The following is a 24,870-nucleotide window of genomic DNA, read 5'->3' as shown; positions in this document are numbered from 1 at the left end:
CGCCCCGACTGCTGTCGTATCGATGAATTACTTCCGCTCCAACCGTGCCAGCAGCGACGACGTGTCCCAACGCTTGCCGCCCATCGCCTGCACTTCAGCATAGAACTGGTCGACCAACGCCGTCATTGGCAGGTTTGCGCCGTTGCGACGGGCTTCGGTGAGGACGATATCGAGATCTTTGCGCATCCAGTCGACGGCAAAGCCGAAGTCGTATTTGCCCTGGTCCATCGTCTTGTGGCGGTTTTCCATCTGCCAGGATCCGGCAGCTCCCTTGGAGATGACGCCGACGACGGTCTCGATGTCGAGGCCTGCCTGCTTGCCGAAATGCACGGCTTCCGCCAGGCCCTGGACGACGCCGGCAATGCAGATCTGGTTCATCATCTTGGTCAGCTGGCCGCTGCCGACCGGACCCATCAGGCCGACCATGCGGGCATAGGCCTCGATCACAGGCTTTGCCGTGTCGAAGGTTTTCTGATCGCCGCCGCACATGACAGTCAACACGCCGCCTTCGGCGCCCGCCTGGCCGCCGGAAACCGGTGCATCGATAAAGCCGATGCCTTTTTCGCCGGCGGCTGTCTCCAGTTCACGGGCGACTTCGGCGCTGGCCGTCGTGTTGTCGATCAGGATCGCACTGGATTTCATGCCAGAGAGAACGCCGTTCTCACCTGTGGTCACCTGGCGCAGATCGTCGTCGTTGCCGACGCAGATGAAGACGAAATCGGCATCTTTTGCGGCTTCGGCTGGCGTTGCACCGGTGGCTCCGCCGAACTTCTTTGCCCACTCGGCAGCTTTGGACGCGGTGCGGTTATAGACCGTGACGTCATGGCCGCCCTTTTCCTTCAGGTGGCCTGCCATGGGGAAACCCATAACGCCAAGACCGATGAATGCCACTTTCGCCATGCCGGAACTCCCTGAATTGCTGTGATGCGAGGATTAGAACAAAGCAAGGCCGACGGGAAGGGCAAAGCGCTCGCAAGCCTAACTAGCTGACCTGTCACGACGCTCCACCCGCCGGCTGCGGCGCGTTGGAAATTGGTTCGGTGATACCGTCGTGCAGAGCAGGGTCTCTCTTCTGATCAGAACGGCTTGATCACGGCGAGCGCCACGATCAGCACGAGACAGATCATGATGATGGGCATGCCGAGACGCACGAAGGCGTTCGGATCGCGTTTCGGATCGGCCGCCATCTTGCGCATGGCCGCCCCCTGCATGCCGTGCAGCGCGGAAAGCAGGATCACCAGCACGAACTTGGCGTGAAGCCAGCCGCCGGAAAAGCCGACGTAACCGATCGCCAGCCAAAGGCCGAAGATCCACGCGCCGGCAAGGGCTGAGGTCGTGACGGTGCGGTCGTATTTGCGCAGCGACTGGATGACGCCGACCCGGATCGTCGGGGGCACCATGGAGATGACGAAGGCGTTCACCAGCATGCCGCCGATCAGCAGGAAGTCGGAGATGAGGTGCAGGGTTTTTAGAACGAAATACAGCATGGGTCAGTCACTCCAGATCATGGATTCGGTAAAGCCGAGTTCGGCGAAGTCTTTTGCGCGCAATGCCTGTTCCTGCGGGTCCGACGGAAAGAACTCGTCGAGCTGCGGTGGGGAAACAGGGGTGGAAGACAGCATCGCATGCACCTGGCCGCGATGATGGATCTGGTGCTGGAAGAGGTGCAGCAGAATTCGATCGGCACGCTCGACCTGGACATGGTTTTGTCGCGGGATCCGGATTTCCCCGGCGAGGTCGGCCTCGCTCATGCGACGACAGTGATCGATCATGCGACGGTCGATGGCCCGTTGTTCCCGATCGAGATCGGCGATAGCGGGGAAGGGTATCTGCGGCTCGAACGCCGAAGCGCCGGGACAGTGTCCTTCGAGCGCACCGACGTAAAGCCAGTCCACCGTGAGAATGTGGTTGAGCGTGTGGATGATCGACGGGAAGAAGCTTTGCCGCGGCGCGCCAATATCTTCAGCCGACAGCAGGGCACAGGCTTTGAGCAGCCGGTGATTGGCCCAGGCATTGTTATAGGCCTGAGTGAGAATATAGCGCTGCGGCCCCATCGCCACCTCCATTGCGAAGTTGGTTTAGCCGTTCGGCACGGAGATGAGAAGATGGAAGTTGATGTGGCTGCTCCGATGATGAACGGGGAGCTCAATGCCTGGACAGTATCCGATGCTGGATCTTACGTTTCCTGCTTTTTGTTCTAGGGATTGCGCTTGGAATCCCGGAAGTAGGAGGATCCTGGCTCGAGGCTGTCAGCAATGTCGTTCCACAACCGACGCAGGCGGCGGACGTGCAGATCGTCCGAAATCCATGTCATCAGATGTTCGGCGGCTTTCGTGATCAGTTTCGGCTCGCTGCTGACCCGCTCCCGCGCCCACTTGGCATATTCGTCCACCGAGACCGGGCGGGCATTCGTACCGTCCATGATCATGAAGTTCATTTTCGCGATGTCAGCAAGCCTGCGCAGGTTGCTGGTCGGCGACATGAGGATGCTCATGTAGATGTCGTCGAATTCTTCCGGAGAATCGACGCTGTCGATTGCGCGTTCGAGGTCGAAGATCGTCCGGATGTTCAACTCCCGCAAAGCCAGGAATCGCTCGAGGCCGACGATATGACAGAGCTGCGCCTGGGCGACCCAGTCGATGCACTGATAGATCCCGAACGGCGTTTCGACGTGAAGGAGGATGGGGTTGTAGGTGGCAAGGTTCTGGATGTCGTAGATGCCGCAGTCTTCAAGACGGAAGCGGATCTCGTAGTCGATGCCGTTGATCACATCGAGCGACACGATCGGGGTGATGGACACGAAGCGGTCGTCGCTCACCTTGACCCAGGTGAAGATCTGCTGGAGCTTGACGAAGAGGAACTTGGTCGAGCTCTGCGGGAGCAGCCCGAGCATCGGCGCGAGTGCTATCCATGTGAGCGGCAAGGATTGGCCCGTGGTTTCGGCACCTGAGGTTGCCCCACCAGTCAGAACACGTCCGATGCCGCCGAGCGGGTCCGGAAAGGCTGCAAACAGGATGGCCGCAAAGAGAACCGATGCCAGGCTTTCGATGGTGATCCTCAGAAATGTGGTCGATGAAAGATCGAACACAGCGAGGCGGGCAAGAAGGGTCCGGGCCGAGGAAATGTAGGCGCCGATAAAGGCGAGCGACCCTATCACGATAAGCTTCGAGGAGGTGTCACCGCCGACGAGACCGGGCACAGGGCACTGAACGGAGATCTGCAGCCCGCAGCAGATCGCGGAAATGAAGATGTGGAAGCCGATATAACTGAGAAGGACAAACCCCAGCGACGACAGGAACAGACGATACGCGAATGTCACGCGGCCCTTTGCCGCGAGACTGATAAACTGCCGCAGCTTGTCCGCTTCCGGGAGTGCATCGAATTTGTCCTTCTCCGGAAAAACCAGATCGGCCGTGTATTTCGAGCGGACGAATTCGAAGGATGGATTGGTCCCGAGCCGCGAAGCTACGGTGTTTGAGGCACTGCCTTTTTCACTGCTGAAGTTGACGTAGAAATCCTGGATCTGTCGCAGCCGGCGCAAGCGCACTTCGTTTCGAGCTGCGAAGATGAGGAGCGGGCCAAGCAGGGCGATGACGAGAGCTATCCAGTCAATGCTCGAAAACAAGCCGCTCAAAAACGAAAATTTTGAGAAGGGGCTATCCAGCAGCCCAGTCCAAGACGTGGCATCCATAGCAATCCCCCCAATCAATCCGAATGCTATTATCGGTTGATTGGGTAAGATTTGCGCAACTTATACGGAATGTCAATATGACTCGACGAACCGTCCAGTTTAGGGGCTCAGCCCTTCAACTTCGCAATCACCAGATGTCCCGGGCTCGGGTTGCCGTCCTGCATCCGCACATTGATTTCGGTCATTTCCACGACCGTAAAGCCGGTCTCTTCAAGCCGCGAGCGGATGTAGGATTCCGAATGGACAAAGCGCTGGTGGGGGCCGACCCGGTAGGGGGTGGTGTCGGATGCGGGGAGCGTTTCGGACGAGAAGGCGAACAGGCCGCCCGGCACCATGTTTTCGGCAGCACCGAAGAACAGCGGTTCTAGCGCGCCGAGATAGGGCAGAACGTCGGTTGCGGTGACGAGGTCGAAAGGCTCGTCGTCGTTGTCGTCAAGGAAGTCCTCGACCTCAGCGACGTAGAGCGTCTCGTAGAGATCCTTCTCATGGGCGATCTCGACCATGTTTTCGGAAAGATCGATGCCGGTGATGTCGTCCACCATGTCGCGCAGGGTCCCGCCTGTGAGACCGGTGCCGCAGCCGAGATCGAGCATGCGCTTGAACGGGCCAAGGTTCAGCTCCTGCAAACGCTGGCGCAGGATGACGGGGACCGCGTAGCCGAGCTGTTCGACAAGAATGTCTTCGAAGCTTTCGGCATGCTGGTCGAACAGGGTTTCGACATAGGCGTCCGGCGCTCTCGGCGGCGTTTCGCCACGACCCATGGAGGCGATCCGCACGGCTGCGCCACCGTGATCCTCGGGGTCGATTGCCAGAACGTCCTCGTAGGCTTTCACGGCCGCGTCGATATCGCCGGCCTTTTCCAGCGCCAATGCGCGGTTGTAGGCCTCGGCCAGAGCTTCCTCGTCGATCTTCGTCATCGCCATCATCCTTTTCGTTGCGAAGCGCTTTAAGGGGCTGAGCGCCGTTTGGCAATCTGGACTAGCGTTTCAGGTGACGGGTCAGGCGGGCTTCCATGAATGCCCAGAGGTGCCGCAGTGCTTCCACCATCGTCAGGTAGAAGATCGCCGCCCAGAGATAGGTCTGGTAGTCGAAGGTGCGCGAAAAGGCGTAGCGCGTCTCGCCCATCAGATCGAAAACGGTAACGATGGCGACCACGGCGGAGCCCTTGATCATCAGGATCACTTCGTTGCCGTAAGGGCGAAGTGCCACGATCAGGGCTTGCGGCAGGATGACCTTGCGCAGCGTGATGCGCTTGGAAATGCCGAGAGCTGCGGCACCCTCGTGCTGGCCGCGCGGCACGCTTTCGATGGCACCGCGCAGGATTTCCGCCTGGTAGGCGGCCGTGTTGATCGTCAGCGAAAACAGCCCGCAATACCAGGCTTCGCGGAAGAACCACCATAGACCGACGGATTCCAGTTCAGCCCGGAAGCTGCCGAGACCGTAATAGATGAGGAAGAGCTGTGCGAGCAGCGGCGTCGAGCGGAACAGATAGACGTAGGCGTAGGCGATCGTGTTGAGCACGCGGTTCTTCGACATGCGGGCGAACGCGATCGGCAGCGAAAGCAGCGCGCCGAGAACGATGGAGATGCCGACAATCGAGATGGTCGTCCACAGGCCGTTGAGGTAGCGCGGCCCATAGCGCTCAAACTTCGCCGTATCCCAGCCGTTGATGACCATCATCACCAACGCTGCTGCGAGCAGGCCCCAGAGTACCAGAACGACGATGCCCGCAACCTTGGCAGCGGTCAGCGGCCTCGCGACGACGGCGGGCGCAGGGCGTGGCGCTATCAGCTCTTTCACAAAGCTCATCGCGATACTCCCGAGCGTTTGGCCCAGCGTTCGATGAAGCCCAGTCCGAACGAGGAGATCATCGCAAGCACGAGATAGAGAAGGCAGGCGATGGTATAGAAGAAGAACGCCTCACGGCTGACGCGCGCGGCAATGCCTGTCTGGCGGATGATATCGGCAAGGCCGATGACCGAGACGTAGGACGTATCCTTCAGCAGGATCAGCCAGAGATTGGTGAGGCCCGGCAGCGCGATGCGGATGAGCTGCGGCAGGACGATCAGGAACATCGTGCGCCAGCGCCGAAGGCCAAGCGCATCGCCGGCCTCATACTGGCCGCGCGGGATGGCGCGAAAGGCAGAGAGAAGCACTTCCGACGAGTAGGAGGAGAAGACGACAGCGAGAGCTACCATCCCAGCCACGAAGGCGTTGATCTCGACGCGCCCGTCATAGCCGAAGGTCGACAGCACTGTCTGGAGAAGGATCTGGGCGCCGTAGTAGACGATGAACAGCGTCAGCAGCTCGGGAAGGCCACGGAAGATCGTCGTGTAGATGCCGGCGGCCAGCCGCAGCAGCCGTTCCTCCGACTGTGCTGCGAGCGCGATCAGAAAGCCGATGACGAGGCCGACCGGCAGGGTCGCCAAGGCCAGCGTGATCGTGACCTTGACGCCAAAGGCGATCTCGTCGCCCCATCCGGCGTCGCCGCAGGCAATCAGGGAACCTTGGCCGAGCCAGGTAAAGATGCCGGCCGGGCCGCAAAACGGGTCGAGCGTATCGAAGAGGGCGGAGAGCCATCCGCTCATAGGGTCATTCCGGTTCGTTCCCCATGCGGCTTTTAAGGCGCCGCTTCAGTCATAGGTGTCATTAAAAAGGAAAACGGCGGAAGGGCAAGCCTTCCGCCGTTCATATTCCGGCGTATAGACGATTACTTGTCGCCGTACACGTCGAAGTCGAAATACTTCTTGTTGATTTCGGCGTATTTGCCGTTGGCGCGGATCGCGGCGATCGCGGCGGTGAACCTGTCGGCCAGTGCCGTTTCGTCCTTGCGCACGGCAATGCCGGCGCCTTCGCCATTAATTTCAGCATCCACCGGGAGCGGTGCAAGGATCTTGCAGCAGTTGCCGGCTTCGGACTTCACCCATTCCGACAGGACGACGATGTCGTCCACAACGCCGTCGATGCGGCCGTTGGTGAGGTCGAGCTTGTACTCGTCAGACGTCGGGTAGAGCTTCAGTTCGGAATCAGGAAAATGCTTTTCGGTGTAGTTCGAGTGGGTGGTCGAACCCTGGGCACCGAGCGTCTTGCCCTTGAGCGAGGCCGCGGTCGCATCCTTCAGAGGCGAATCCTTCGGTACGGCGACTGCCGGCGGCGTGTTGTAGTATTTCTTCGAGAACGCAACCTGCTGCATGCGCTCCGGCGTGATCGACATGGAGGCGATGATAGCATCGAACTTCTTCGACTGAAGCGCCGGGATGATGCCATCCCAGTCGTTGGTGACGAAGGTGCAGGTGACCTTCATTTCGTCACACAGCGCCTTGGCGATGTCGATGTCGAAACCGGTCAGATTGCCGTTGGATTCGAGAACGTTGAAGGGCGGGTAAGCGCCCTCGGTGCCGATCGTGAGCTTTTCCTGGGCAAGCGCGGATCCGGCGAAAAGCGATACAGCCGCGATGGATGCAGCTGCGAAAAGGCGGGACATGGTCATAATGATCCTCTCTGTTGGCAAGACCGGCGGCGTTGAATTCATACGCCATCCGGGTTGCGGGGCTTAAGGCCAGCTCGCCCCGTCTGACGTTTTATAGATACCGGCCAACGGGAAATTGCAACGGCATTTTCCTGCCCCATGACACCTCGAGGGAGGTGAACGCGGCATTCAGTTGTCATTCATGTGGTTGGGAACAGTCTTTGCGGAACCATATCGGTTGAATACCCGTTCAGCCGGCGCGTCAGCCCGAGGTCATTCTTTCGAACGATGCATAATACGGGATGCGCCAAGGGAAGAGACGCTTGAGAAGAGGAAGATTGCATGTCTAAAAAATTCAGACTGTTTGCCAGCGTGGCTGCGCCGGTGCTGTCGCTGCCGCTGATGCTGCAGCCGGTTGGTGCCATGCCGCTGAAGGCCGCCATCGAAGTCAACCAGGCTCCGGCCTCGGTACCAGGTTTCATCCAGGTTCAGCAGGAAGTCATCGCGCCTGAAGATGGTGGTGGCGAAAAGCCGCAGCGTCCGCGCCGCGAAAAGAGCGAAGCAGGCCAGGGCGAAGACAAGCCAGAGCGGCCGCAGCGTCGCCAGGCCGCGGAAGACGGTGGCGGTGCCAGCGAGCGCCCGCAGCGTCGCCAGCAGGCTGAAGACAACGGCGGCGCAAGCGAGCGTCCAGCACGCCGCGCGCAGGCTGAACAGGGCGAGCCCGAGCAGAAGAAGCCAGCGCGCCGCGATGCCGAGCGTCAGCAGGATGCACCTGCAGCAGCCGAACGCCCGCGCCGTGAAGCGCAGGGAAGCGATGCCAAGGAGCGTCCGCCTGCAGCGGACCGTTCGAATGCCGAAGGCGAGCGCCCGAAGCCATCCCGTGACCGCGCCGATCCGTCCAAGGCCGATGCTGCCGACAGGGCAAAGCCGGACGATGCAAAGCCGGCCAAGCCTGAAAAGGCACAGGCTGATCGTGCAAAGCCAGACCAGGCCGATCCGGATCAGGCTCGTCCGCAGCGCCAAAAGGCAGGCGATGAACAGTCGCCTGAGCGTCCGCGCGCGCAGGGCGATCGCAGCAAGGTAGATCCGAAGGCCGACCCCAAGGTTGATCCGAAGGCTGCGGAACGCAATGCTCGCGACACCGACGCTGAGAACGGGGCTACGCCACCGCGCGACGCCAAGGATCGCAACCAGCGCGACCAGACCCGTCCGGATACCGCAGCGCAGCCAGACGCGGCTCGCCCAGACCGCAATCAGGCTGACCGTAACCCAGCCGACCGCGACCAGAACAACCGTCGCCCGGGTGATGCCGATCAAGCCAATCCGAACGAGCCCGGCCGTGATCGTCCCGATCGCAACCAGGCCGATCGCAACCAGCCGGAGACCGATCAGCCCGCAAACGGCCGTCCGCGGCCGCCGCAGGTTGCCGATACGCCTGACAAGGTGGAGCGCGCCAAGGAACTGGCGAAGGATCCAAAGTCTGCGCAGCGCGGCGAACAGCCGACCCTGCCGGTCGAAAACGGTGCAGCGGTGCTCGACAGCGCCAAGGAAGATGCACGTCCGCGTCGTCCGGACCGCGATGGTGAGCGTCCGCGCCGCGACCGCGACCGCGATGCCCAGCAGGCGGATCGTGCACCGCCACGTTCCGACGCTGATTCCCAGTCCAACACTCGGGAGACAGCCGACCAGAGGCGCAATTTCCGCGAACTGTCCGAAGAGCGCGGCGAACGGCTCGACCGTCGTCCGCAGTTCGATCGCCCGCGTGGCTGGGATTATCGCGGTCAGGACGGCCAGGATGTCGGCCGTAACGATCGCGGCAGGGATCGTGGCCGCGTGATCATCTCGATCGACAACCAGTCGGTCGTGCGCCACGATGACAGCCGCCGCTTCTATGAAGAAGACGGTCGCCAGCCGGAATACGAGCGTCTGCGCGATGGTCGTGTCCGTGAAGTGATCGAGCGCGAAGACGGCACCCGGATCGTCACCGTGCGCAACCGTTACGGCGAGATCGTCCAGCGGTCGCGTATCGTGCGCGGGGGCGAGGAATATGTGCTCTACTATGCGCCGGAACTGTCGGAACAGAACCGCGGTGCAGATTATACCTGGCGCGATCCGGGTGACGATCTGCCGCCCATGCGTCTCGACGTTCCGCTCGACGACTACATTATCGACACGTCGTCGGAGCCTGACCGGAACTACTACGAGTTCCTCGAACAGCCGCCGGTCGAACAGGTCGAGCGCGTCTATTCGCTGGATGAGGTTCGCTACTCGGCCCGTATCCGCGACAAGGTTCGTCGTATCGACTTGGATACGGTCACCTTTGCAACAGGCAGTGCCGAAATTCCGATGAACCAGGCAAGCTCGCTGCGCAAGGTTGCGGATGCGATCAACCAGGTGCTGAAGAAGGACCCGGCTGAAACCTTCCTGATCGAAGGCCATACCGACGCCGTCGGCGCGGATGATGCCAACCTCGTCCTGTCCGACGAGCGTGCGGAAAGCGTTGCCCGCGTTCTGACCGACGCTTACGGCATCCCGCCGGAAAACCTGGCGACCCAGGGCTACGGCGAACGCTACCTGAAGGTTCGCACCGACGGACCGAACCAGGAAAACCGCCGCGTCACCATCCGCCGCATCACGGCGCTGGTAAAGCCGGTTGCGTCGAAATAGTCTGGTTCACCAGAGTTGATCAGAGAGCGCCCGGTTTATTTGGGCGTTTTCATTTCTGCGGGAGAGAAACGACGTTCGCGATGAAATCCGCGATGGCGACCGTGTCGTCGAGATCGAAGACGGGCAGGGACGTACCCTCCACCGCATGATCGGCAGCGATGGCAACAATATGCGGATCGGTCGGAGCCAGTGGCTCGCGGCTTTTCGATTCGAGCCTGCGGGCCTCAATCTTGGGCACTGGCTCGCGCTTGTAGCCCTCTATCAGCACCAGATCGCAGGGCGCGATACGATCGAGAACGTCCTGCAAACTGGGTTCCGGATCGCCGCGCAGCTCGTGCATGATGGCAAACCGGGTGCCGGAGACGATCGTCACTTCATGCGCGCCAGCCTGACGGTGCCGGAACGAGTCGGCGCCGACCTTGTCGATGTCGAAATCGTGGTGGGCGTGCTTGATCGTCGAGATCTTGTAGCCGCGGCGGGTGAATTCCGTCACCAGTCGGACGGCAAGGCCTGTCTTGCCTGAGTTCTTCCAGCCGGCAATTCCAAAGACACGGGGCGGCACTGTCATCTCAGAGCCTCGGTGAAGCGCTTGGCCAAGGCCAGATCCTCCGGAGTGTTGATATTGAGAAAAGGATCGAGCATTTCGCCGCCGATGTCGAGAATTGGGAAATCCACATAGACCGTCGAATGGCGATCCAGAAATGCCCTGAGGCGACGGTTGTCGGGATCAACAAGCCATTTTTCGAGGTCGTCGGCGATCGACTTCGGCCAGAGCGCGAAAACGGGATGCGTACGACCATCCGACGTAGCGACGGCAATGGTTTCAGGGCCAGCGTCGGCTTTGAGATGTGCCACCAGATCGAGCGGCAGGAACGGACTGTCGCAGGGGACCGTCACCAGATGGGACGCATCGGTGTCCTGCGCCTGAAGGTCGAAAAGACCGGCCAGGACGCCTTCGAGCGGGCCGGCCTGGCCCGGTCTCAAGTCGGGAACGAGACGTAGCCCGCGAATATTCTCTGAGGCTTCGGGCGCATTCAGAACGATCGATATCACCTGAGGCGCGAGCCGATCGACGACATGGCCGAGGATCGTCTTTCCGGCGAGCGGCAGATCAGCCTTGTTTTGCCCCATGCGGCTGGATCGGCCGCCGGCGAGAATGAGAGCCGGGAGATTGTTTGAGGCAGTTATCATCGGCCCGTTTCTCTCGTCTGCGTGGAGCCGGGCGGGGCGACGTCGGCGGCGGTCGCGACCTGCTGCTTCCTCTTCTTTTCGCGCGCGAACGTATAGAGACCGGAGCCGATCACGATTGCCGCTCCCGCAAGCATGCTGCCGCTCGGCTCCTCGCCGAAGAACAGGATCCCGATCGCCAGAGCCCAGATCAGGCTCGTGTAGCGGAACGGCGTCACAAACGAGACCTCTCCCGTGCGCATCGCCATGATCACGGTCTGATAACCCGCAAAAACCAGGAGCGATGTCAGGACGAGAATGGAGAAGGTGCCGGCGCTCACCGGTTGCCAGCCGCCCATCGGCACGATCAGGATAATGCCGAGAAGCGTGTTGGCGAAACTCGTGAAGAAGGTGATGCTGATGGTCGGGATTTCGGCGCTGATCCGCCGGGTCGTCAGGTCGCGGCAGGCGGTGAAGCATAAAGCGATGAGCGGATAGACAGCGTCCGCCGAAAACCCTTCCGCGCCGGGGCGGAGAATGAGAAGGACGCCAACGAGCCCGACCCCGATCGCGCTCCAGCGCCGCCAGCCAACCGGTTCACGAAAAATGAGTGCTGCGCCGAGCGTGACGACCAGTGGCAGCGACTGCATGATGGAGGCAGCGGTGGCAAATTCGAGCCGGGCGAGCGCGGTGAAATACGCAAGGGTGGCGCCGAGTTCGCAAAATCCTCGCAAGAGGACGAGGGGATGGCTCAGCGTTTTCAGCGAAATCGACGCGCGAAGGTGGCGCGCGATGAAATAGACGAGGGTTGTGGTCATGACCCCGCGCACGGCAATGATCTGTGCAATGCTGAGCTCTGACGTAACGGATTTGACCAAAGCGTCGTTGAAGGTAAATGCCGCCATGGCGAACGCCATAACCAGGGCGCCGCGTGCGTTTTCGGACAGACTCATGATGTCTCCTCGGGACCGCGCCGTCTTAACGCAGCTTCAAACGGTCCGCCAGCAGCCACATGTCCCCGTTCTTGCGAAATCGCAACTCGGACATCCTTGAGTTAACGCTTGTTCAACCGAATTTGCAGATTGTGTGCAGCAATGTTACCCGCATGACGTGGGGGCGCTTGCTGGATAACCCGCGAATGAACAGCGGAGCCGGGGGCTACTCAACAACCCGGGGGTTCCATGTCATTCGTCGATCGTCTGCTTCAAAGACGCAAAATTGTCACCAAGGTTCTTCTCTTCGTCGTGCCACTGGTGCTTCTGATTGCAGGCGTGGGAATGGCTGGCTTCTATACGGCCGAAACGCTGAACGGTCATATGACCGTGACGCGTGCCACGATCGAAAATATCGGCGATTTCGAAGATCTCCAGTCATCGCTTCAGGCATTCACCGAGGCTCCGTCGGATCAGACCGTCGCGACCCTGCGGTCCAGTATCGCGCGTCAGGCTGACGGCGTCGGCCGGTTGCAAGGGCTGTTGCAGACCGAGGGTGACCGTAACCGGATAGCCGTTGTCCGCGAGCTTGCGGCTAAGCTCTCAGCCGACACGGATGGGCTGTGGGCGATCGAACAGATGCGCAAGCGCAATGTCGAGGAGATCAATCAGATCCTCAAAGGCGTGCGCGATGCTTCCAACGGCGTCGACAAGCAGGTCGAGATCATCCAGAAACAGTTTGACGGCAAAGAGAAATTCGCCAAGCGGCAGCTGTTTGAAGCCTACGCGTATCGATCCGTCGCGCGTCGGCTGGAAAATCTGCGCAATGCCGTGCGGGCCTCCGAAACCGACGAAGCCACCGTCAAGGGCGCGGAGCTTTACGGCCACACGCTCAAAAAGGAATTCGCGATCGTCGCGCCGATGCTGTCGTCCAACGGCAAGGCGGCCATGGCGCCGATCGAGCAGTCAGCCGATCAGCTTCTGGCCGTCATCGCCAGCGACAAGCCGGTTGCCGACAAGGCCCAGGCTTTGCGCATTTCGACAAGTGCCTTCATGAGACCGCAGGGGGAACTTGCCGCCGAAGTGACGAAGAAATCCGGTGACGCAGCCGAGCGTTTCGTCGATCTCGAAGGCGAGGTGGAAGTGCTGAAGAGCGTTCTCGACCAGATCGACCAGTCGCTCCAGATATCGAACGCGATGCAGCTGCATGCCGAGCGTTTCATGACGGTGCCGACCGATGAAGCACGTTCGCATATCATTGCCGACATCGTGGCGCTGAGGGCGACAAGCGCAAAAGTCTCCGAACTCAATTCGCGCAATGCCGCCACCCGCGACTTTGGACCGACCCTTGCGACACTGCTGAGCGCGCTGGAGAAGAGCACGGCGACGACGATTGTCAACGCGGGTGAATGGACTGCGGCACGCACGAAGGCGACAGAAACGCTGACGGCAGGCATGGCCGGCCTCAAGAACTTCGTGGCGCAAGCGCAGGAGGTGGGCAAGGCGGACAGCGAGCGTTCGGCCACCGTTTCCGTGATCGCCATGGTGGCGGGCACGCTGCTTGCCATCGCCGGCGGCCTCATGCTGGTCGAGACGCTGCGCGGACCTTTGCGCCGCGTCACCGAGATCATGAAGCGTCTGGCCGATGGCGACCTCGATGTGAAGATCGAAGGCCGCGAGCGGGGCGACGAGATCGGCGACATGGTGCGCTCGGTCAGCGTGTTCCGCGATTCGGCGCTGGAGAATATCCGGCTGGAAAAAGAGGCGACGTCGGCACGGGAGCTTTCGAGCGCCGAATTGGACCGCCGCACAAGCGAACGTGCCCGGATTGCCGCCGAACAGCGTCAGGCGCTGACCGCTCTCTCGAGCGTTCTCGGCCAGCTTGCCGAAGGCGACCTGGAGCAGACCATGGATGAAAACCTGCCCGAGGATTTCATCGAGATGGCCCGCACATACAACCGCGCTGTCGAAGAGTTGCGCGGCACGCTTGCCGACGTCCGTTCCACGGCCGACGAGATCGAAGGCGGCACGGGCAATCTTGCGGCATCCGCCGACGACCTTGCCCGGCGCACCGAGCAGCAGGCGGCAGCACTCGAGCAGAGCTCACGTGCGCTCCGCCATCTCGGCGACATCGTCCGCGCAACAGCGCAAAGCGCTCGCGAAACCTCGACGTCCGTCAACGAGACTGAAGCTTTTGCGGTGCGTTCGGGCGAGGTCGTGGCACGCGCTGTCGGCGCCATGGGCGAGATCAGCCGGTCGTCGGAGAAGATTGCAACCATCATCGGCGTCATCGATGAGATCGCCTTCCAGACCAACCTGCTTGCGCTCAATGCCGGTGTCGAAGCCGCACGCGCAGGTGAGGCGGGTCGCGGTTTTGCCGTGGTCGCGCAGGAAGTCCGCGAACTGGCGCAACGCTGCGCAGGTGCTGCCCGGGAAATCAAGGGGCTGATCTCGGCAAGTTCCGCCCAGGTGACCAATGGCGTGCACCTGGTTGAAGAGACAGGTGGCGCGCTCTCGCAGATCATCGCCCATGTGACCGACGTGCGCAAACTGGTGACGCAGATCTCCGACGCTGCCGAGGAACAGTCGACGGGGATCAGCCAAGTCACCCGCGCGGTTCAGGAAGTGGAACACATCACCCAGCGGAACGCCGCGATGGTGGAAGAAAACAATGCCGAGATCCACGGCCTGCGCCAACGGGTCGGCGTTCTCTCCGAAAAGATCGAGCGGTTCAAGACCCGCGAACCGCATGCACAGTTCGGCATGGGCAGTTATGACCGGCGCGATCAGCAGCGACGCGACGTCGCCTGAGGCGATCGCTGCAGTCCCAAAATGCAAAGAGCCGGCTCAAGCCGGCTCTTTTCACATCTGACTTTGCTTCGTTTACATCACCCGCCGGTGACGCTCATGTGCCGCGACACCGCCGGGCGGTTGTTGCGGTCGATGATGAAGTCGTGGCCTTTCGGCTTGCGCGAGATCGCCTCGTCGATCGCCGCCGAGAGAACGGCCGGATCGTCCGATGCGCGCAGCGCTGCCCGAAGATCGGCAGCGTCGTTCTGGCCGAGGCACATATAGAGCGTGCCAGTGCAGGTCAGGCGGACGCGGTTGCAGCCTTCGCAGAAGTTATGCGTCATTGGCGTGATGAAGCCGACGCGGCCACCGGTTTCGGCGACCTCGACATAGCGGGCAGGGCCACCGGTCTTGTAGGGGATGTCGGTGAACGTGAACTGCTGCTCGAGATCGGCGCGCAGCTTCGACAGCGGCAGATAGCGGTCCGTGCGGTCTTCCTCGATCTCGCCCATCGGCATGGTCTCGATGACAGTCAGGTCCATTCCGCGGCCATGCGCAAAGCGCAGCATGTCGGCGATCTCGAATTCGTTGAAATCCTTCAGAGCGACTGCATTCAGCTTGATCTTCAACCCGGCCTTCTGCGCCGCATCGATGCCCTCCATCACCTTGGAGAAGTCACCCCAGCGCGTGATGGCCTTGAACTTGTCGGGATCGAGCGTGTCGAGCGAAACGTTGATGCGCCGCACGCCGCAATCGTAGAGTTCTTGCGCGTGGCGGGCTAGCTGTGAGCCGTTCGTCGTCAGCGTCAGCTCGTCGAGATTGCCCTCTTCGATGTGGCGACCGATCGAGCGGACCAGATACATGATGTTCTTGCGCACCAAAGGTTCGCCGCCGGTCAGCCGAAGCTTTCGGACGCCCTTTGCGACGAAGGCCGAACAGAGCCTGTCGAGCTCTTCCAGCGTCAGCAGGTCCTTTTTCGGCAGGAACGTCATGTTTTCCGCCATGCAATAGGTACAGCGAAAGTCGCAGCGATCCGTGACCGAGACACGCAGATAGGTCACCGCGCGACCAAACTTGTCGATCATCGGTGCGTTGGTCGCGGCAGGGCCGGCAGTCAGTGGCGGTATGACAAATGAATTCACGGGTAAATACTCCTGACGCCAGAACTTGGGTCCGATCCGGGGCAACGTCAAGGTTTGTACTCCTTAACGTGATGATGGACCGTTCACGGCGAACGGGCTTGCGAGGCATGAGCGAAGTCCATAATCGTGAGACATTCAAATTGGAAGAGAAACATGACTGACGTTCCCAACGACAGCTGGCCGACGGAATTGCGGGTTTCGCCGGACAAGAGAACACTGACTGTGCGCTTTGAAGACGGTGCATCTTACGCCCTGTCCGCCGAGATGATGCGCGTGCTCTCGCCTTCCGCAGAGGTGCAAGGGCATAGCCCCGACCAGAAGGTAACGGTGCCGGGAAAGCGCCTTGTGGGCATACGCAATGTGGTCGCGACCGGCAATTATGCGGTCCGGATCGCTTTCGATGACGGGCATGACAGCGGTATCTTTACCTGGCGCTATCTGCGCGAGCTCGGGACCGAGGGCGACGCGCTTTTCCAGGGTTACGAAAATGATCTGGCGGCCAAGGGACTGAGCCGCGATAGTGTCACGCAGACGCGCTAAAGCGATTTCGAAAACAAAGGGGATTGTCGGGGTGGCAGCGGAATCAAATGCGGGCGATCTGGTTCAGGTCGTCGCGCTTCTCGGGGCAGCGGTTATTGCGGCACCCCTCTTCAAGAAGATCGGTCTCGGATCCGTGCTCGGCTATCTCGCCGCCGGTTTGGCGATCGGGCCTTTTGGACTGAAGCTTGTCTCGGATCCGCAGGCGATCCTGCACATTGCCGAACTCGGCGTCGTCATGTTCCTGTTCGTCATCGGCCTGGAAATGCAGCCATCGCGGCTTTGGAGCATGCGAAAGGATATTTTCGGGCTTGGCGCACTTCAGGTGTGCGCCTGTATTGTTTTGCTGATGGCTGTCGGGATCGGCTTCGGTTATCCGGCGCCTGTCGCCTTCGTCGCCGGCACCGGCTTCGTCCTGACCTCGACGGCAATCGTCATGCAGATGCTTCAGGAGCGCAACCATCTGCACACGCCGAAGGGCCAACATATCGTTGCGATCCTGCTGTTTGAGGATCTCGCCATCGTGCCGCTGCTAGCTATCGTCGCCCTCCTGGCGGCGCAGGGCGAGGCCGTATCCTTGACCGAGCGGCTGCAATCGGTCGGCATCGGGTTTGCAGCGCTTGCCGCACTCGTTCTTGCCGGGCGATACCTGCTCAACCCGTTCTTCCGGCTGCTTGCCAATTCCGGCGCCCGGGAGGTGATGACCGCCGCGGCGCTGCTCGTCGTGCTCGGATCAGCGCTGCTGATGCAGTTTGCGGGTCTGTCGATGGCGATGGGCGCGTTTCTCGCCGGCGTTCTCTTGTCCGAATCATCCTTCCGGCACCAACTCGAGGCCGATATCGAGCCGTTTCGCGGCATCCTGCTCGGCCTGTTCTTTCTGGGCGTCGGCATGGCGGTCAATCTGTCGGTGATTGCCGCCAACTGGCAGCACGTGCTCCTCGCCGTCATCGCCTACATGATCGTCAAGGGGCTGGTGATCTATGGGGTCGCAAGGCTGCTTGGCACGTCTCATGCCGAGGGTCTCGGCCGTGCGATCCTGATGGCGCAGGGCGGTGAGTTTGCGTTCGTGCTCTACGCGGCGGCTGCCTCCGTCGGCATCTTGGATTCCGATACGAATGCCGTGCTGACGGCGACGATTGTTATCTCGATGGCGGTGACGCCGCTGGTCGTTGCGATCTACGTGCGCACCGCGCCGAAGCCGGAAGTGGATACGAGCGGTCTGGCCGAGCCAGAGAATATCGAAAATACGGTGCTGTTGATCGGCTTCGGGCGTTTTGGACAGATCGTCAGCCAGCCGGTTCTGGCGCGAGGCTATACGCTGTCGATCATCGACAGCAATGCGGAGTTTATCCGCGACATCGGCGATTTCGGCTTCAAGGTCTATTACGGCGACGGTGTCCGACCCGAGATCCTGCATGCAGCCGGTGCGGCGACGGCAAGGGCGATCCTGATCTGTGTGGACGACAAGGAAGCGGCGCTGAAGATCGCCGAGATCGTCAAGGAAGAGTTCCCGCTCGTTCCGGTTCTCGCCCGCGCCTATGACCGCGGTCATGCGATCGATCTTCTGAAGGCCGGCGTCGATTACCAGATCCGCGAAACCTACGATTCGGCGCTGAGCTTCGGAGGCGAGGTTCTGCGCGCTCTGGGTGAGGCCGACGAGACGGCGCTTCAGATGGTCGAGGAATTCCGCGAGATCGATCGCGAACGGTTTGCGCTGGAACAGGTCGGCGGCATTTATGCCGGCCGGTCGCTGATCAAGGGCAATGCGCAACCCGCAGACATCATCGCCGCAAAAACGGCGCGCGAACGGGAACGACGGGCGGCCGCACAGGACGCGGCGCAAGGGGCAGCAAGATGACAATCATCACAACGGTCGACGAACTGAAGGCGATCTATGGCGACAGCAGCGAGGCATCGCTTGCCAAGGTGACCCGCTTCCTGACGGCTGAATATCGGCAGATGATCGAGGCGTCACCGTTCGTGGCGCTGGCAACCGTCGGGCCGGAAGGGATCGACTGCTCGCCGCGCGGCGATCTCGGCGGGGTGGTGCGGATCGAGGACGAGCGGACGCTGGCGCTTCCGGACTGGCGTGGCAACAACCGCATCGATTCGCTGATCAACATCGTTCGAGATCCGCGGGTCGCCCTGATGTTTCTCGTGCCGGGCTCGACGATGACGATGCGGATCAATGGTCGCGCGGTGGTGTCGGTGGACCCCGGACTGCTTCAAAGCTTCGAGATGGACGGCAAGCACCCGCGCAGCGTGACGGTGATTGCTATCGACGAGGTCTATTTCCAATGCGCGCGGGCGCTGATGCGGTCGGAACTGTGGAACCCTGCGCGTTTTGTGGACCCGAGGACCCTTCCGACGCCCGGCACCTTGCTGAAGGCGGCAAAGGCCGACTTCGACAAGGAGACCTATGACCGCGAATGGGCGGACCGTGCCGCCAAGACGATGTGGTGAGAGCAGGCGATCACTTCTTGTAGATCAGCCAGCTCTTGCTGACGTAATCCTTGGTCATGCTGTCTTCATAGAACACGGTCCGGTTTCGTCCGGAGTTCTTTGCATGATAGAGCGCCGTGTCTGCGCGGGCGTAGAGATCGCCCGGATCGGCTGCCTGCGAGGCCATCGAGTATCCAAGCGAGATGGTGACTGGCCCATAGTTGATGCCCGAGCGGGAATTGCGGAAGGCGCGCGTTTCGAGAGCACGACGCACCCTCTCGCAGATGATCATGACCTCGTCGGGTGTGTTGCCCTGAACGATGATCGCAAACTCCTCGCCGCCTGTGCGTGCGACGAAGACTTCCTTGCGGACGTTCGAACGGATGACCGAAGCGACGGTCGACAGGATCTTGTCGCCGACCGGATGGCCGTAGCTGTCGTTGATCTTCTTGAAGTTGTCGATGTCGGCGAGGACCAGCGCGGTCACGGGCAGGCTTGGCGCATGGTCGAAGATCGTTGCCAGGCGCTCGTCGAAGGCCCGTCGGTTGGAAAGCCGCGTCAGGGAATCGGTATTGGCGATCCGCTTGTACTCGTCGAGTTCGCGGCGGACCTGATCCATCTCCTGCGAGCGCTGCTCCATGTCACCGGCGGTCTTTTCGCCCTGCGCGATCTTGTCACCGGTCGCATCGTTGAGAAGGCTGACGGCGTTGCGGATCAGCTCGCTCGAAAAGCTGCTTTTGGCATTGATACGGACGGCGGTCTCGCCAAGAAGACGGCTGTAGCTTTCGAGCGACGCCTGTTCCTGACGCAACAGCTTCAAGACAGAGTCCAGCTCCGTCAAGATGCGGTCATGCGCCTTCTCGATGACATCGACCTGCCCCGTTCCCAGGTGCCGGGCAGAAAGGTCGTCGAGTTCCTCTTGCGTCGCGCGTGAGCCCAGCGCCGCAAGATCCTGTGCCAGCTCGGGGTTGGAGCCGATGTAAGCTTCATAGAATAGCTGATAATTACGCGGTATCGAAGCGACCCCCATCGCCCGAATTGCGTATATGACTTGACTGATCAAATCACTGGATTGCGCCTTCGGCGCCACACCCGTCGTCATCGACGACCCCCACTAGACCTCATCCACTGTGTGGATAAATTTATATGTGACGAATATTGGAAAACAATTAAGAGCAGTTTGTATTTGCGCAATTTTGTACGCGTTATTTTAATTATGATTCTATGTTATATTGCGTGAAAGTGCAAATCTTGGCTGAGCTTGCGATACAAGCCAAACATATGGTTCGGTCTAGCTCATTCCGGATGTAATCTTGACGACGGGGCCTATCGGTTGACCGACCCCGTCATCGCTATTGGGACCGATTTACTTGGGCCCGATCATGTTTTCCGGACGGACATACTGATCGAACTCCTCGTTCGTCAGATAGCCACCGCCAACGGCTTCCTCACGCAGCGTGGTGCCATTCTTGTGCGCGGTCTTGGCGATCTTGGCGCAGGTGTCGTAGCCGAGCCTGGAATTCAGCGCGGTGACCAGCATCAGGGAGTTTTCGACGCCCTTGCGGATATTGTCTTCACGCGCTTCGATGCCGACGACACAGTTGTCGGTAAAGGAAACGGCAGCATCACCGAGCAGCTGAACCGACTGAAGGAAGTTGTAGGCCATCATCGGATTGTAGACGTTCAGCTCGAAATGCCCCTGGCTGCCGGCGAAGGTGAGGGCAGCATGGTTGCCGAAGATGTGGGCGCAGACCTGTGTGAGCGCTTCCGACTGCGTGGGGTTGACCTTGCCCGGCATGATCGACGAGCCCGGCTCGTTTTCCGGCAGCGACAGTTCGCCAAGGCCGGCACGCGGACCGGAGCCGAGGAAGCGGATGTCGTTGGCGATCTTGAACAGGGCGGCTGCTGCCGCATTGATCGCGCCGTGCGAAAACACCATCGAGTCGTGTGAGGCGAGCGCCTCGAACTTGTTCGGCGCCGTCACGAAGGGCAGGCCGGTGATCTTCGAGATTTCGTCGGCGACCTTTTCGGCAAAGCCGACCGGGGCGTTGAGGCCTGTGCCGACGGCAGTGCCGCCCTGAGCAAGCTTGGAGAGTGCCGGAAGCGTCAGCTCGATATTGGCGATCGCGGAGGCGACCTGCGCGGCATAGCCGGAAAATTCCTGGCCGAGCGTCAACGGCGTCGCGTCCTGCGTGTGGGTGCGGCCGATCTTGATGATGTGGGCGAAAGCCTTCACCTTGGCTTCCAGCGCCTCATGCAGGTGCTTGAGCGCCGGCAGGAGATGGCGGACGATGGTTTCGACGCAGGCAATGTGCATGGCCGTCGGATAGGTGTCGTTCGACGACTGGCTCATGTTGACGTGGTCGTTCGGGTGCACCGGCTTCTTGGAGCCCATGACGCCACCGAGGACTTCGATCGCCCGGTTGGAGATCACTTCGTTGGCGTTCATGTTCGACTGCGTGCCGGAACCGGTCTGCCAGACGACCAGCGGAAAATGATCGTTGAGTTTGCCGTCGATCACTTCCTGGGCGGCATCGACGATCGCCTTGCCGACGGTCCGGTCAAGGCCTGCCAGTTCCATATTGGCGACGGCTGCGGCCTGCTTGACGATGCCGAGCGCACGGACCACGGCCAGCGGCTGCTTTTCCCAGCCGATCTTGAAGTTTCCAAGCGAACGTTGCGCCTGAGCGCCCCAGTAGCGGTCTGCGGCCACGTCGATCGGGCCAAAAGTATCGGTTTCGGTGCGCGTTGTGGTCATCGTGTCGCCTCTGTCTCCCATGCCCGCGAACGCGGGCGAACTATCGCGTGCCGGGCACGAAACCGGCGCCGGCATTACTATACCATTACCGGGTGACTTCAAGCGCAGCCGGGGTCGATTTGTGACCGTGTCCGCGTGCCATTTCGGTCACGCCGCGTGGAATTGTGCCCGATGGAACAATGGTCGGCCAAATAAACTAGGTTACCCATTGGTGAAAATTTAACGAATAATTTCTTAATCTTCGCCGGCGTTCGCGTATGCTTTGCCGCTCAGATCCGGCTTTGTGTGCGCTCGGGCGTTTCTTTCCACAGGCCACGCGATCGGATAGATGGCGGGCTGCACGAATTGATCCCGCAGATTTGCAAGCGGGTGGAAATGACGGGGACAAAATTGCCGCAAGATACCAAAAAGACTTCGCTCGCTCTGGCTTTGGTTTCCGGAATTTCGGCCTTTGCCGTCCTGGCCGGCCCCGCCAACGCCCTGACCCTGATGGATTTCCTGAAAGGCGGCCCTGGCAAGAGCCGCGCCGCCGACAACGGCGTTCCGGGTGTGACGACTGTTGCTCCTACCGAAAAGGCGCTGGCCGATCCCGAGCCGCTGCCGAAGGTGTCCGGACCCCGCTACTATACGTATAAAGCCGATGCCAGCCGGGCTGTGCAGACCGCAGGCTTTGCCGCGGCTTCAGCGACCGATGCGACCCGCCTGATCGCGCAGGCAAAGGTTTCGGCCCCGTCTGCGATCGCGTCCGCACTCGAAGCCTATTACAGCAAGAACGCAGCTCCGCTCTGGGTCTCCGGCGGCGATGCCAACGACCATGCGCGGGCGCTGATCAGCGTGCTGGAAAAGGCCGCCGACTTCGGTCTGGATCCCGCCGACTACGCGTTGAAGGTTCCGAACCTGACGACCGCCAGCGTCGCGCCGGCCAAAGCGCCGGTTGCGTCGGCTGAAGCCGAGGCCACTGTCGACCCCGCAACCCCCTCCGCCGCGGCGCCGGAAGCGGCAACCGCCACACCCGTCGCTGCCACGCCGGACACAGCTACCACCACGGCTGAAACGCCTGCCGTAGCATCACCTGCCGCCGGTCCGGCCGAGGGTCACGACCGCGATCTGATGCAGTTCGAGCTTGCTCTGTCTGCCAAGGCATTGCTGTTTGCGCAGGATATGACGCGCGGGCGTATCGATCCGAACAAGATCTCCGGATTCCACGACTTCAAGCTGAAGGCCGTCGATCTGAATGGCGTCATGGCTTTCCTGGCGACAGGTCAGGAACCCGGCGCCTATCTTGCAGGCCTTGCTCCGCAGGACCGGCATTTCACGGCTTTGAAAGCCGAGCTTGTCAGGCTGCGTGCTGAAGCTGCGAGTGAAGCGACCGCCGTGAAGCTCCCGGACAATCTGCTCCTGAAGCCGGGCAACAGCAGCCCTGATCTGTCAGCTGTTGTTGCGGCGATCCAGCATTCGGGGTCCGATGCGCTGAAGACCAAGCACGAAGCGACGCTTGCGAGCTACCAGCAGACGCCGGAATACACGCCCGAGCTGGTCGATCTGGTCAAGACGTTCCAGAGCGAAGCAGGCCTGAAGGCCGATGGCGTCATCGGTGCGGCGACCGTTCGCAAGATGGTCGGCCATACGTCGCAGGACAAGATCGAAAAGCTTGTGGTCGCCATGGAACAGGCGCGCTGGCTGCCGAGCGATCTCGGTCAGCGCTACGTGTTCATCAACCAGCCTGCATTCCGCGTTTACTACAACGAGAACGGCGCCGAGCAGTTCTCGATGCGCACAGTTGTGGGATCGAAGGCGCATCAGACGTTCTTCTTCCAAGACGAGATCGAGACTGTCGAGTTCAACCCATACTGGGGCGTGCCGCAGTCGATCATCGTCAACGAGATGCTGCCGAAGCTTCGCGCGGACCCGTCCTATCTCGATCGTCTCGGCTATGAAGTCGCGGTCAATGGCAAGGCGGTGCCGTCGCGCAGCGTCAACTGGTACACTTCGACCCAGAACGTCTCGGTCCGTCAGCCTCCGTCGAGCGACAATGCTCTCGGCGACCTGAAGATCCTGTTTCCGAACGCCCATGCGATCTACATGCATGACACGCCTTCGAAGAGCTTCTTCCAGCGTGACATGCGTGCGCTCAGCCATGGCTGCGTGAGACTCGCAGAACCGCGCAAGATGGCTGCGGCCGTCCTCGGCATTTCCGAGCAGGAGGTCGATGCTCGGATCGCCGGTGGTGAAAACGTTGCGGCCAAGGTGACCGCAAAGATCCCGGTCTACGTTTCCTACTTTACCGCATGGCCGAACAAGGACGGAAAGGTCGAGTATTTCGACGACGTCTACGATCGCGACGCGGCCGTGAGAAAGGCATTCGAGGCAACCACGAAGGCACGTTCGGCTTAAAGCTGAAAATCTTGACGTCCAATTGGAAACGGCGGCCTTCGAGCCGCCGTTTTCGTTCGTACCGACTTCAGATCATCTTCCGGATGACTTGGACGGTCAGATCGTCGAAGTGATCAATGACGATGTCAGCGTTGAGGTCCACGACCGGGACGTCGGAATAGCCGAAGCTGACGGCGATCGAACCAATCCTTGCATTTTGCGCGGCGAGGATGTCGTTGATGCTGTCGCCGATCATGATGCTGCATGCCGGGTCGGCGCCTGCCTTCTCGATCGTGCCGAGAATATGCCCGGCATCGGGTTTGCGGACCGCAAACGTGTCTCCGCCGGTGATGACGTCGAAACGCGAGGCAAGGCCAAGGCCCTGCATCAGCGGCAGCGCCAGTTCTTCCAGCTTGTTGGTGCAGACGGCAAGCCGGACGCCCGCACATGCGAGGCGATCAAGACAGTCGATGACACCCGGATAGACCTTGCTCTTGCCCGGCATATTCGCCTTGTAATGCGCCATGAAGCGATCAAAAAGCCGCCCCGCCAGGTCATCGTCGAGCGGCGTGTTGCGCAGGTGGAAGGCGCGGGCGATCATCATCCGCACGCCCTGGCCGACGAGATGGGTGATGTCCTCATAGGCGACAGGCTGCAGATCGGCCGCGGCAATCGTGTGATTGAGGCTATCGATGAGATCGGGCGCGGTATCAACGAGGGTACCATCCAGATCGAAGATGACGAGGGGAGTTTTCACGGGTGCCTCTTGGTTTCGATGAATGCCGGCTGGAATATCAATACAGAAAAAAGCAAGGCAGCGACTAACACGGATCCGGCGACGCCGCAAAACCTCAGCAAGCCTGTGTGCAAGACGTTAGGCTCTTTCGTTTGTCAAAAGAGCC

The 24,870-nt window shown here is 60.8% G+C and carries 21 protein-coding genes; 6 read left to right on the top strand and 15 right to left on the bottom strand.

Annotated features, from left to right (window positions below; translation table 11 throughout):
• Positions 1-27: 27 nt before the first annotated feature.
• The 8 genes from ACQY1P_RS14470 to ACQY1P_RS14435 all read right to left on the bottom strand — a co-directional run bounded on the left by ACQY1P_RS14470 (position 28) and on the right by ACQY1P_RS14435 (position 7,175).
• Positions 28-900, bottom strand: coding sequence for an NAD(P)-dependent oxidoreductase (locus ACQY1P_RS14470; RefSeq protein WP_430254011.1), 873 nt, complete (start codon positions 898-900; stop codon positions 28-30).
• Positions 901-1,076: 176 nt separating this feature from the next.
• Positions 1,077-1,487 (bottom strand): CopD family protein, encoded by a 411-nt coding sequence (locus ACQY1P_RS14465; RefSeq protein WP_430254009.1) that lies wholly within the window; start codon positions 1,485-1,487, stop codon positions 1,077-1,079.
• A 3-nt stretch (positions 1,488-1,490) separates the two neighbouring features.
• On the bottom strand, positions 1,491-2,054 hold the full coding sequence (locus ACQY1P_RS14460; RefSeq protein WP_430254007.1) for a DinB family protein: 564 nt from the start codon (positions 2,052-2,054) through the stop codon (positions 1,491-1,493).
• A 143-nt stretch (positions 2,055-2,197) separates the two neighbouring features.
• Entirely contained in the window at positions 2,198-3,625 is a 1,428-nt protein-coding gene (locus ACQY1P_RS14455) for a hypothetical protein (protein WP_430254005.1), read from the bottom strand.
• Positions 3,626-3,798: 173 nt separating this feature from the next.
• On the bottom strand, positions 3,799-4,617 hold the full coding sequence (locus ACQY1P_RS14450) for a class I SAM-dependent DNA methyltransferase (protein WP_062580912.1): 819 nt from the start codon (positions 4,615-4,617) through the stop codon (positions 3,799-3,801).
• Between the two features lie 52 nt (positions 4,618-4,669).
• On the bottom strand, positions 4,670-5,500 hold the full coding sequence (locus tag ACQY1P_RS14445; protein ID WP_062456514.1) for an ABC transporter permease: 831 nt from the start codon (positions 5,498-5,500) through the stop codon (positions 4,670-4,672).
• Positions 5,497-6,279 (bottom strand): ABC transporter permease, encoded by a 783-nt coding sequence (locus ACQY1P_RS14440; protein ID WP_062456516.1) that lies wholly within the window; start codon positions 6,277-6,279, stop codon positions 5,497-5,499. The genes ACQY1P_RS14445 and ACQY1P_RS14440 overlap by 4 nt, the downstream gene beginning before the upstream one ends.
• Positions 6,280-6,401: 122 nt before the next feature.
• Positions 6,402-7,175 (bottom strand): ABC transporter substrate-binding protein, encoded by a 774-nt coding sequence (locus ACQY1P_RS14435; RefSeq protein WP_430254003.1) that lies wholly within the window; start codon positions 7,173-7,175, stop codon positions 6,402-6,404.
• 327 nt (positions 7,176-7,502) lie between these two features.
• On the opposite strand from ACQY1P_RS14435, the gene ACQY1P_RS14430 reads away from it, so the two are divergent.
• Positions 7,503-9,827 (top strand): OmpA family protein, encoded by a 2,325-nt coding sequence (locus ACQY1P_RS14430; protein ID WP_430254001.1) that lies wholly within the window; start codon positions 7,503-7,505, stop codon positions 9,825-9,827.
• A 49-nt stretch (positions 9,828-9,876) separates the two neighbouring features.
• Here the strand turns inward: ACQY1P_RS14430 and mobB are convergent, their stop codons facing one another.
• From mobB to ACQY1P_RS14415, 3 genes are read right to left on the bottom strand one after another with little or no spacing between them, the layout of a single operon-like run.
• Entirely contained in the window at positions 9,877-10,395 is a 519-nt protein-coding gene (gene mobB / locus ACQY1P_RS14425) for a molybdopterin-guanine dinucleotide biosynthesis protein B (protein ID WP_113110593.1), read from the bottom strand.
• Positions 10,392-11,018, bottom strand: coding sequence for a molybdenum cofactor guanylyltransferase MobA (gene mobA, locus ACQY1P_RS14420; protein ID WP_430253999.1), 627 nt, complete (start codon positions 11,016-11,018; stop codon positions 10,392-10,394). The genes mobB and mobA overlap by 4 nt, the downstream gene beginning before the upstream one ends.
• Positions 11,015-11,947 (bottom strand): DMT family transporter, encoded by a 933-nt coding sequence (locus ACQY1P_RS14415; protein WP_113110591.1) that lies wholly within the window; start codon positions 11,945-11,947, stop codon positions 11,015-11,017. Before ACQY1P_RS14415 ends, mobA begins: the two co-directional genes overlap by 4 nt.
• Positions 11,948-12,175: 228 nt before the next feature.
• Between ACQY1P_RS14415 and ACQY1P_RS14410 the strand changes: the two genes are divergently transcribed.
• Positions 12,176-14,737, top strand: a complete 2,562-nt coding sequence (locus ACQY1P_RS14410; protein WP_430253997.1) for a methyl-accepting chemotaxis protein — start codon at positions 12,176-12,178, stop codon at positions 14,735-14,737.
• A gap of 77 nt (positions 14,738-14,814) precedes the next feature.
• Here the strand turns inward: ACQY1P_RS14410 and moaA are convergent, their stop codons facing one another.
• Complete coding sequence (gene moaA, locus ACQY1P_RS14405) at positions 14,815-15,801, bottom strand: GTP 3',8-cyclase MoaA (protein ID WP_430256710.1); 987 nt, start codon at positions 15,799-15,801, stop codon at positions 14,815-14,817.
• A 210-nt stretch (positions 15,802-16,011) separates the two neighbouring features.
• On the opposite strand from moaA, the gene ACQY1P_RS14400 reads away from it, so the two are divergent.
• From ACQY1P_RS14400 to ACQY1P_RS14390, 3 genes are read left to right on the top strand one after another with little or no spacing between them, the layout of a single operon-like run.
• A complete protein-coding gene (locus tag ACQY1P_RS14400) occupies positions 16,012-16,398 on the top strand; it encodes a gamma-butyrobetaine hydroxylase-like domain-containing protein (RefSeq protein WP_113110589.1) in 387 nt (128 codons plus the stop codon).
• Between the two features lie 31 nt (positions 16,399-16,429).
• Positions 16,430-18,253 carry a monovalent cation:proton antiporter-2 (CPA2) family protein gene (locus ACQY1P_RS14395; RefSeq protein WP_430253995.1) on the top strand — a complete coding sequence of 608 codons (1,824 nt, stop codon included), beginning with the start codon at positions 16,430-16,432 and terminating at the stop codon, positions 18,251-18,253.
• Positions 18,250-18,858 carry a pyridoxamine 5'-phosphate oxidase family protein gene (locus tag ACQY1P_RS14390; RefSeq protein WP_430253993.1) on the top strand — a complete coding sequence of 203 codons (609 nt, stop codon included), beginning with the start codon at positions 18,250-18,252 and terminating at the stop codon, positions 18,856-18,858. The genes ACQY1P_RS14395 and ACQY1P_RS14390 overlap by 4 nt, the downstream gene beginning before the upstream one ends.
• A 10-nt stretch (positions 18,859-18,868) precedes the next feature.
• Here the strand turns inward: ACQY1P_RS14390 and ACQY1P_RS14385 are convergent, their stop codons facing one another.
• Both ACQY1P_RS14385 and fumC read right to left on the bottom strand, forming a co-directional pair.
• Positions 18,869-19,939 (bottom strand): GGDEF domain-containing protein, encoded by a 1,071-nt coding sequence (locus tag ACQY1P_RS14385; protein ID WP_062456544.1) that lies wholly within the window; start codon positions 19,937-19,939, stop codon positions 18,869-18,871.
• 264 nt (positions 19,940-20,203) lie between these two features.
• Positions 20,204-21,595 carry a class II fumarate hydratase gene (gene fumC, locus ACQY1P_RS14380; RefSeq protein ID WP_430253991.1) on the bottom strand — a complete coding sequence of 464 codons (1,392 nt, stop codon included), beginning with the start codon at positions 21,593-21,595 and terminating at the stop codon, positions 20,204-20,206.
• Between the two features lie 390 nt (positions 21,596-21,985).
• Between fumC and ACQY1P_RS14375 the strand changes: the two genes are divergently transcribed.
• On the top strand, positions 21,986-23,989 hold the full coding sequence (locus ACQY1P_RS14375) for a L,D-transpeptidase family protein (RefSeq protein ID WP_430253989.1): 2,004 nt from the start codon (positions 21,986-21,988) through the stop codon (positions 23,987-23,989).
• Between the two features lie 67 nt (positions 23,990-24,056).
• Here the strand turns inward: ACQY1P_RS14375 and ACQY1P_RS14370 are convergent, their stop codons facing one another.
• Positions 24,057-24,725 carry an HAD family hydrolase gene (locus ACQY1P_RS14370; RefSeq protein WP_430253987.1) on the bottom strand — a complete coding sequence of 223 codons (669 nt, stop codon included), beginning with the start codon at positions 24,723-24,725 and terminating at the stop codon, positions 24,057-24,059.
• Positions 24,726-24,870: the final 145 nt, after the last annotated feature.

Origin of the sequence: Neorhizobium sp. DAR64872/K0K18 (genome assembly GCF_050500175.1) — a bacterium.
GTDB lineage: Bacteria > Pseudomonadota > Alphaproteobacteria > Rhizobiales > Rhizobiaceae > Neorhizobium > Neorhizobium soli.
This window is presented reverse-complemented; position numbering and strand designations above follow the sequence as displayed.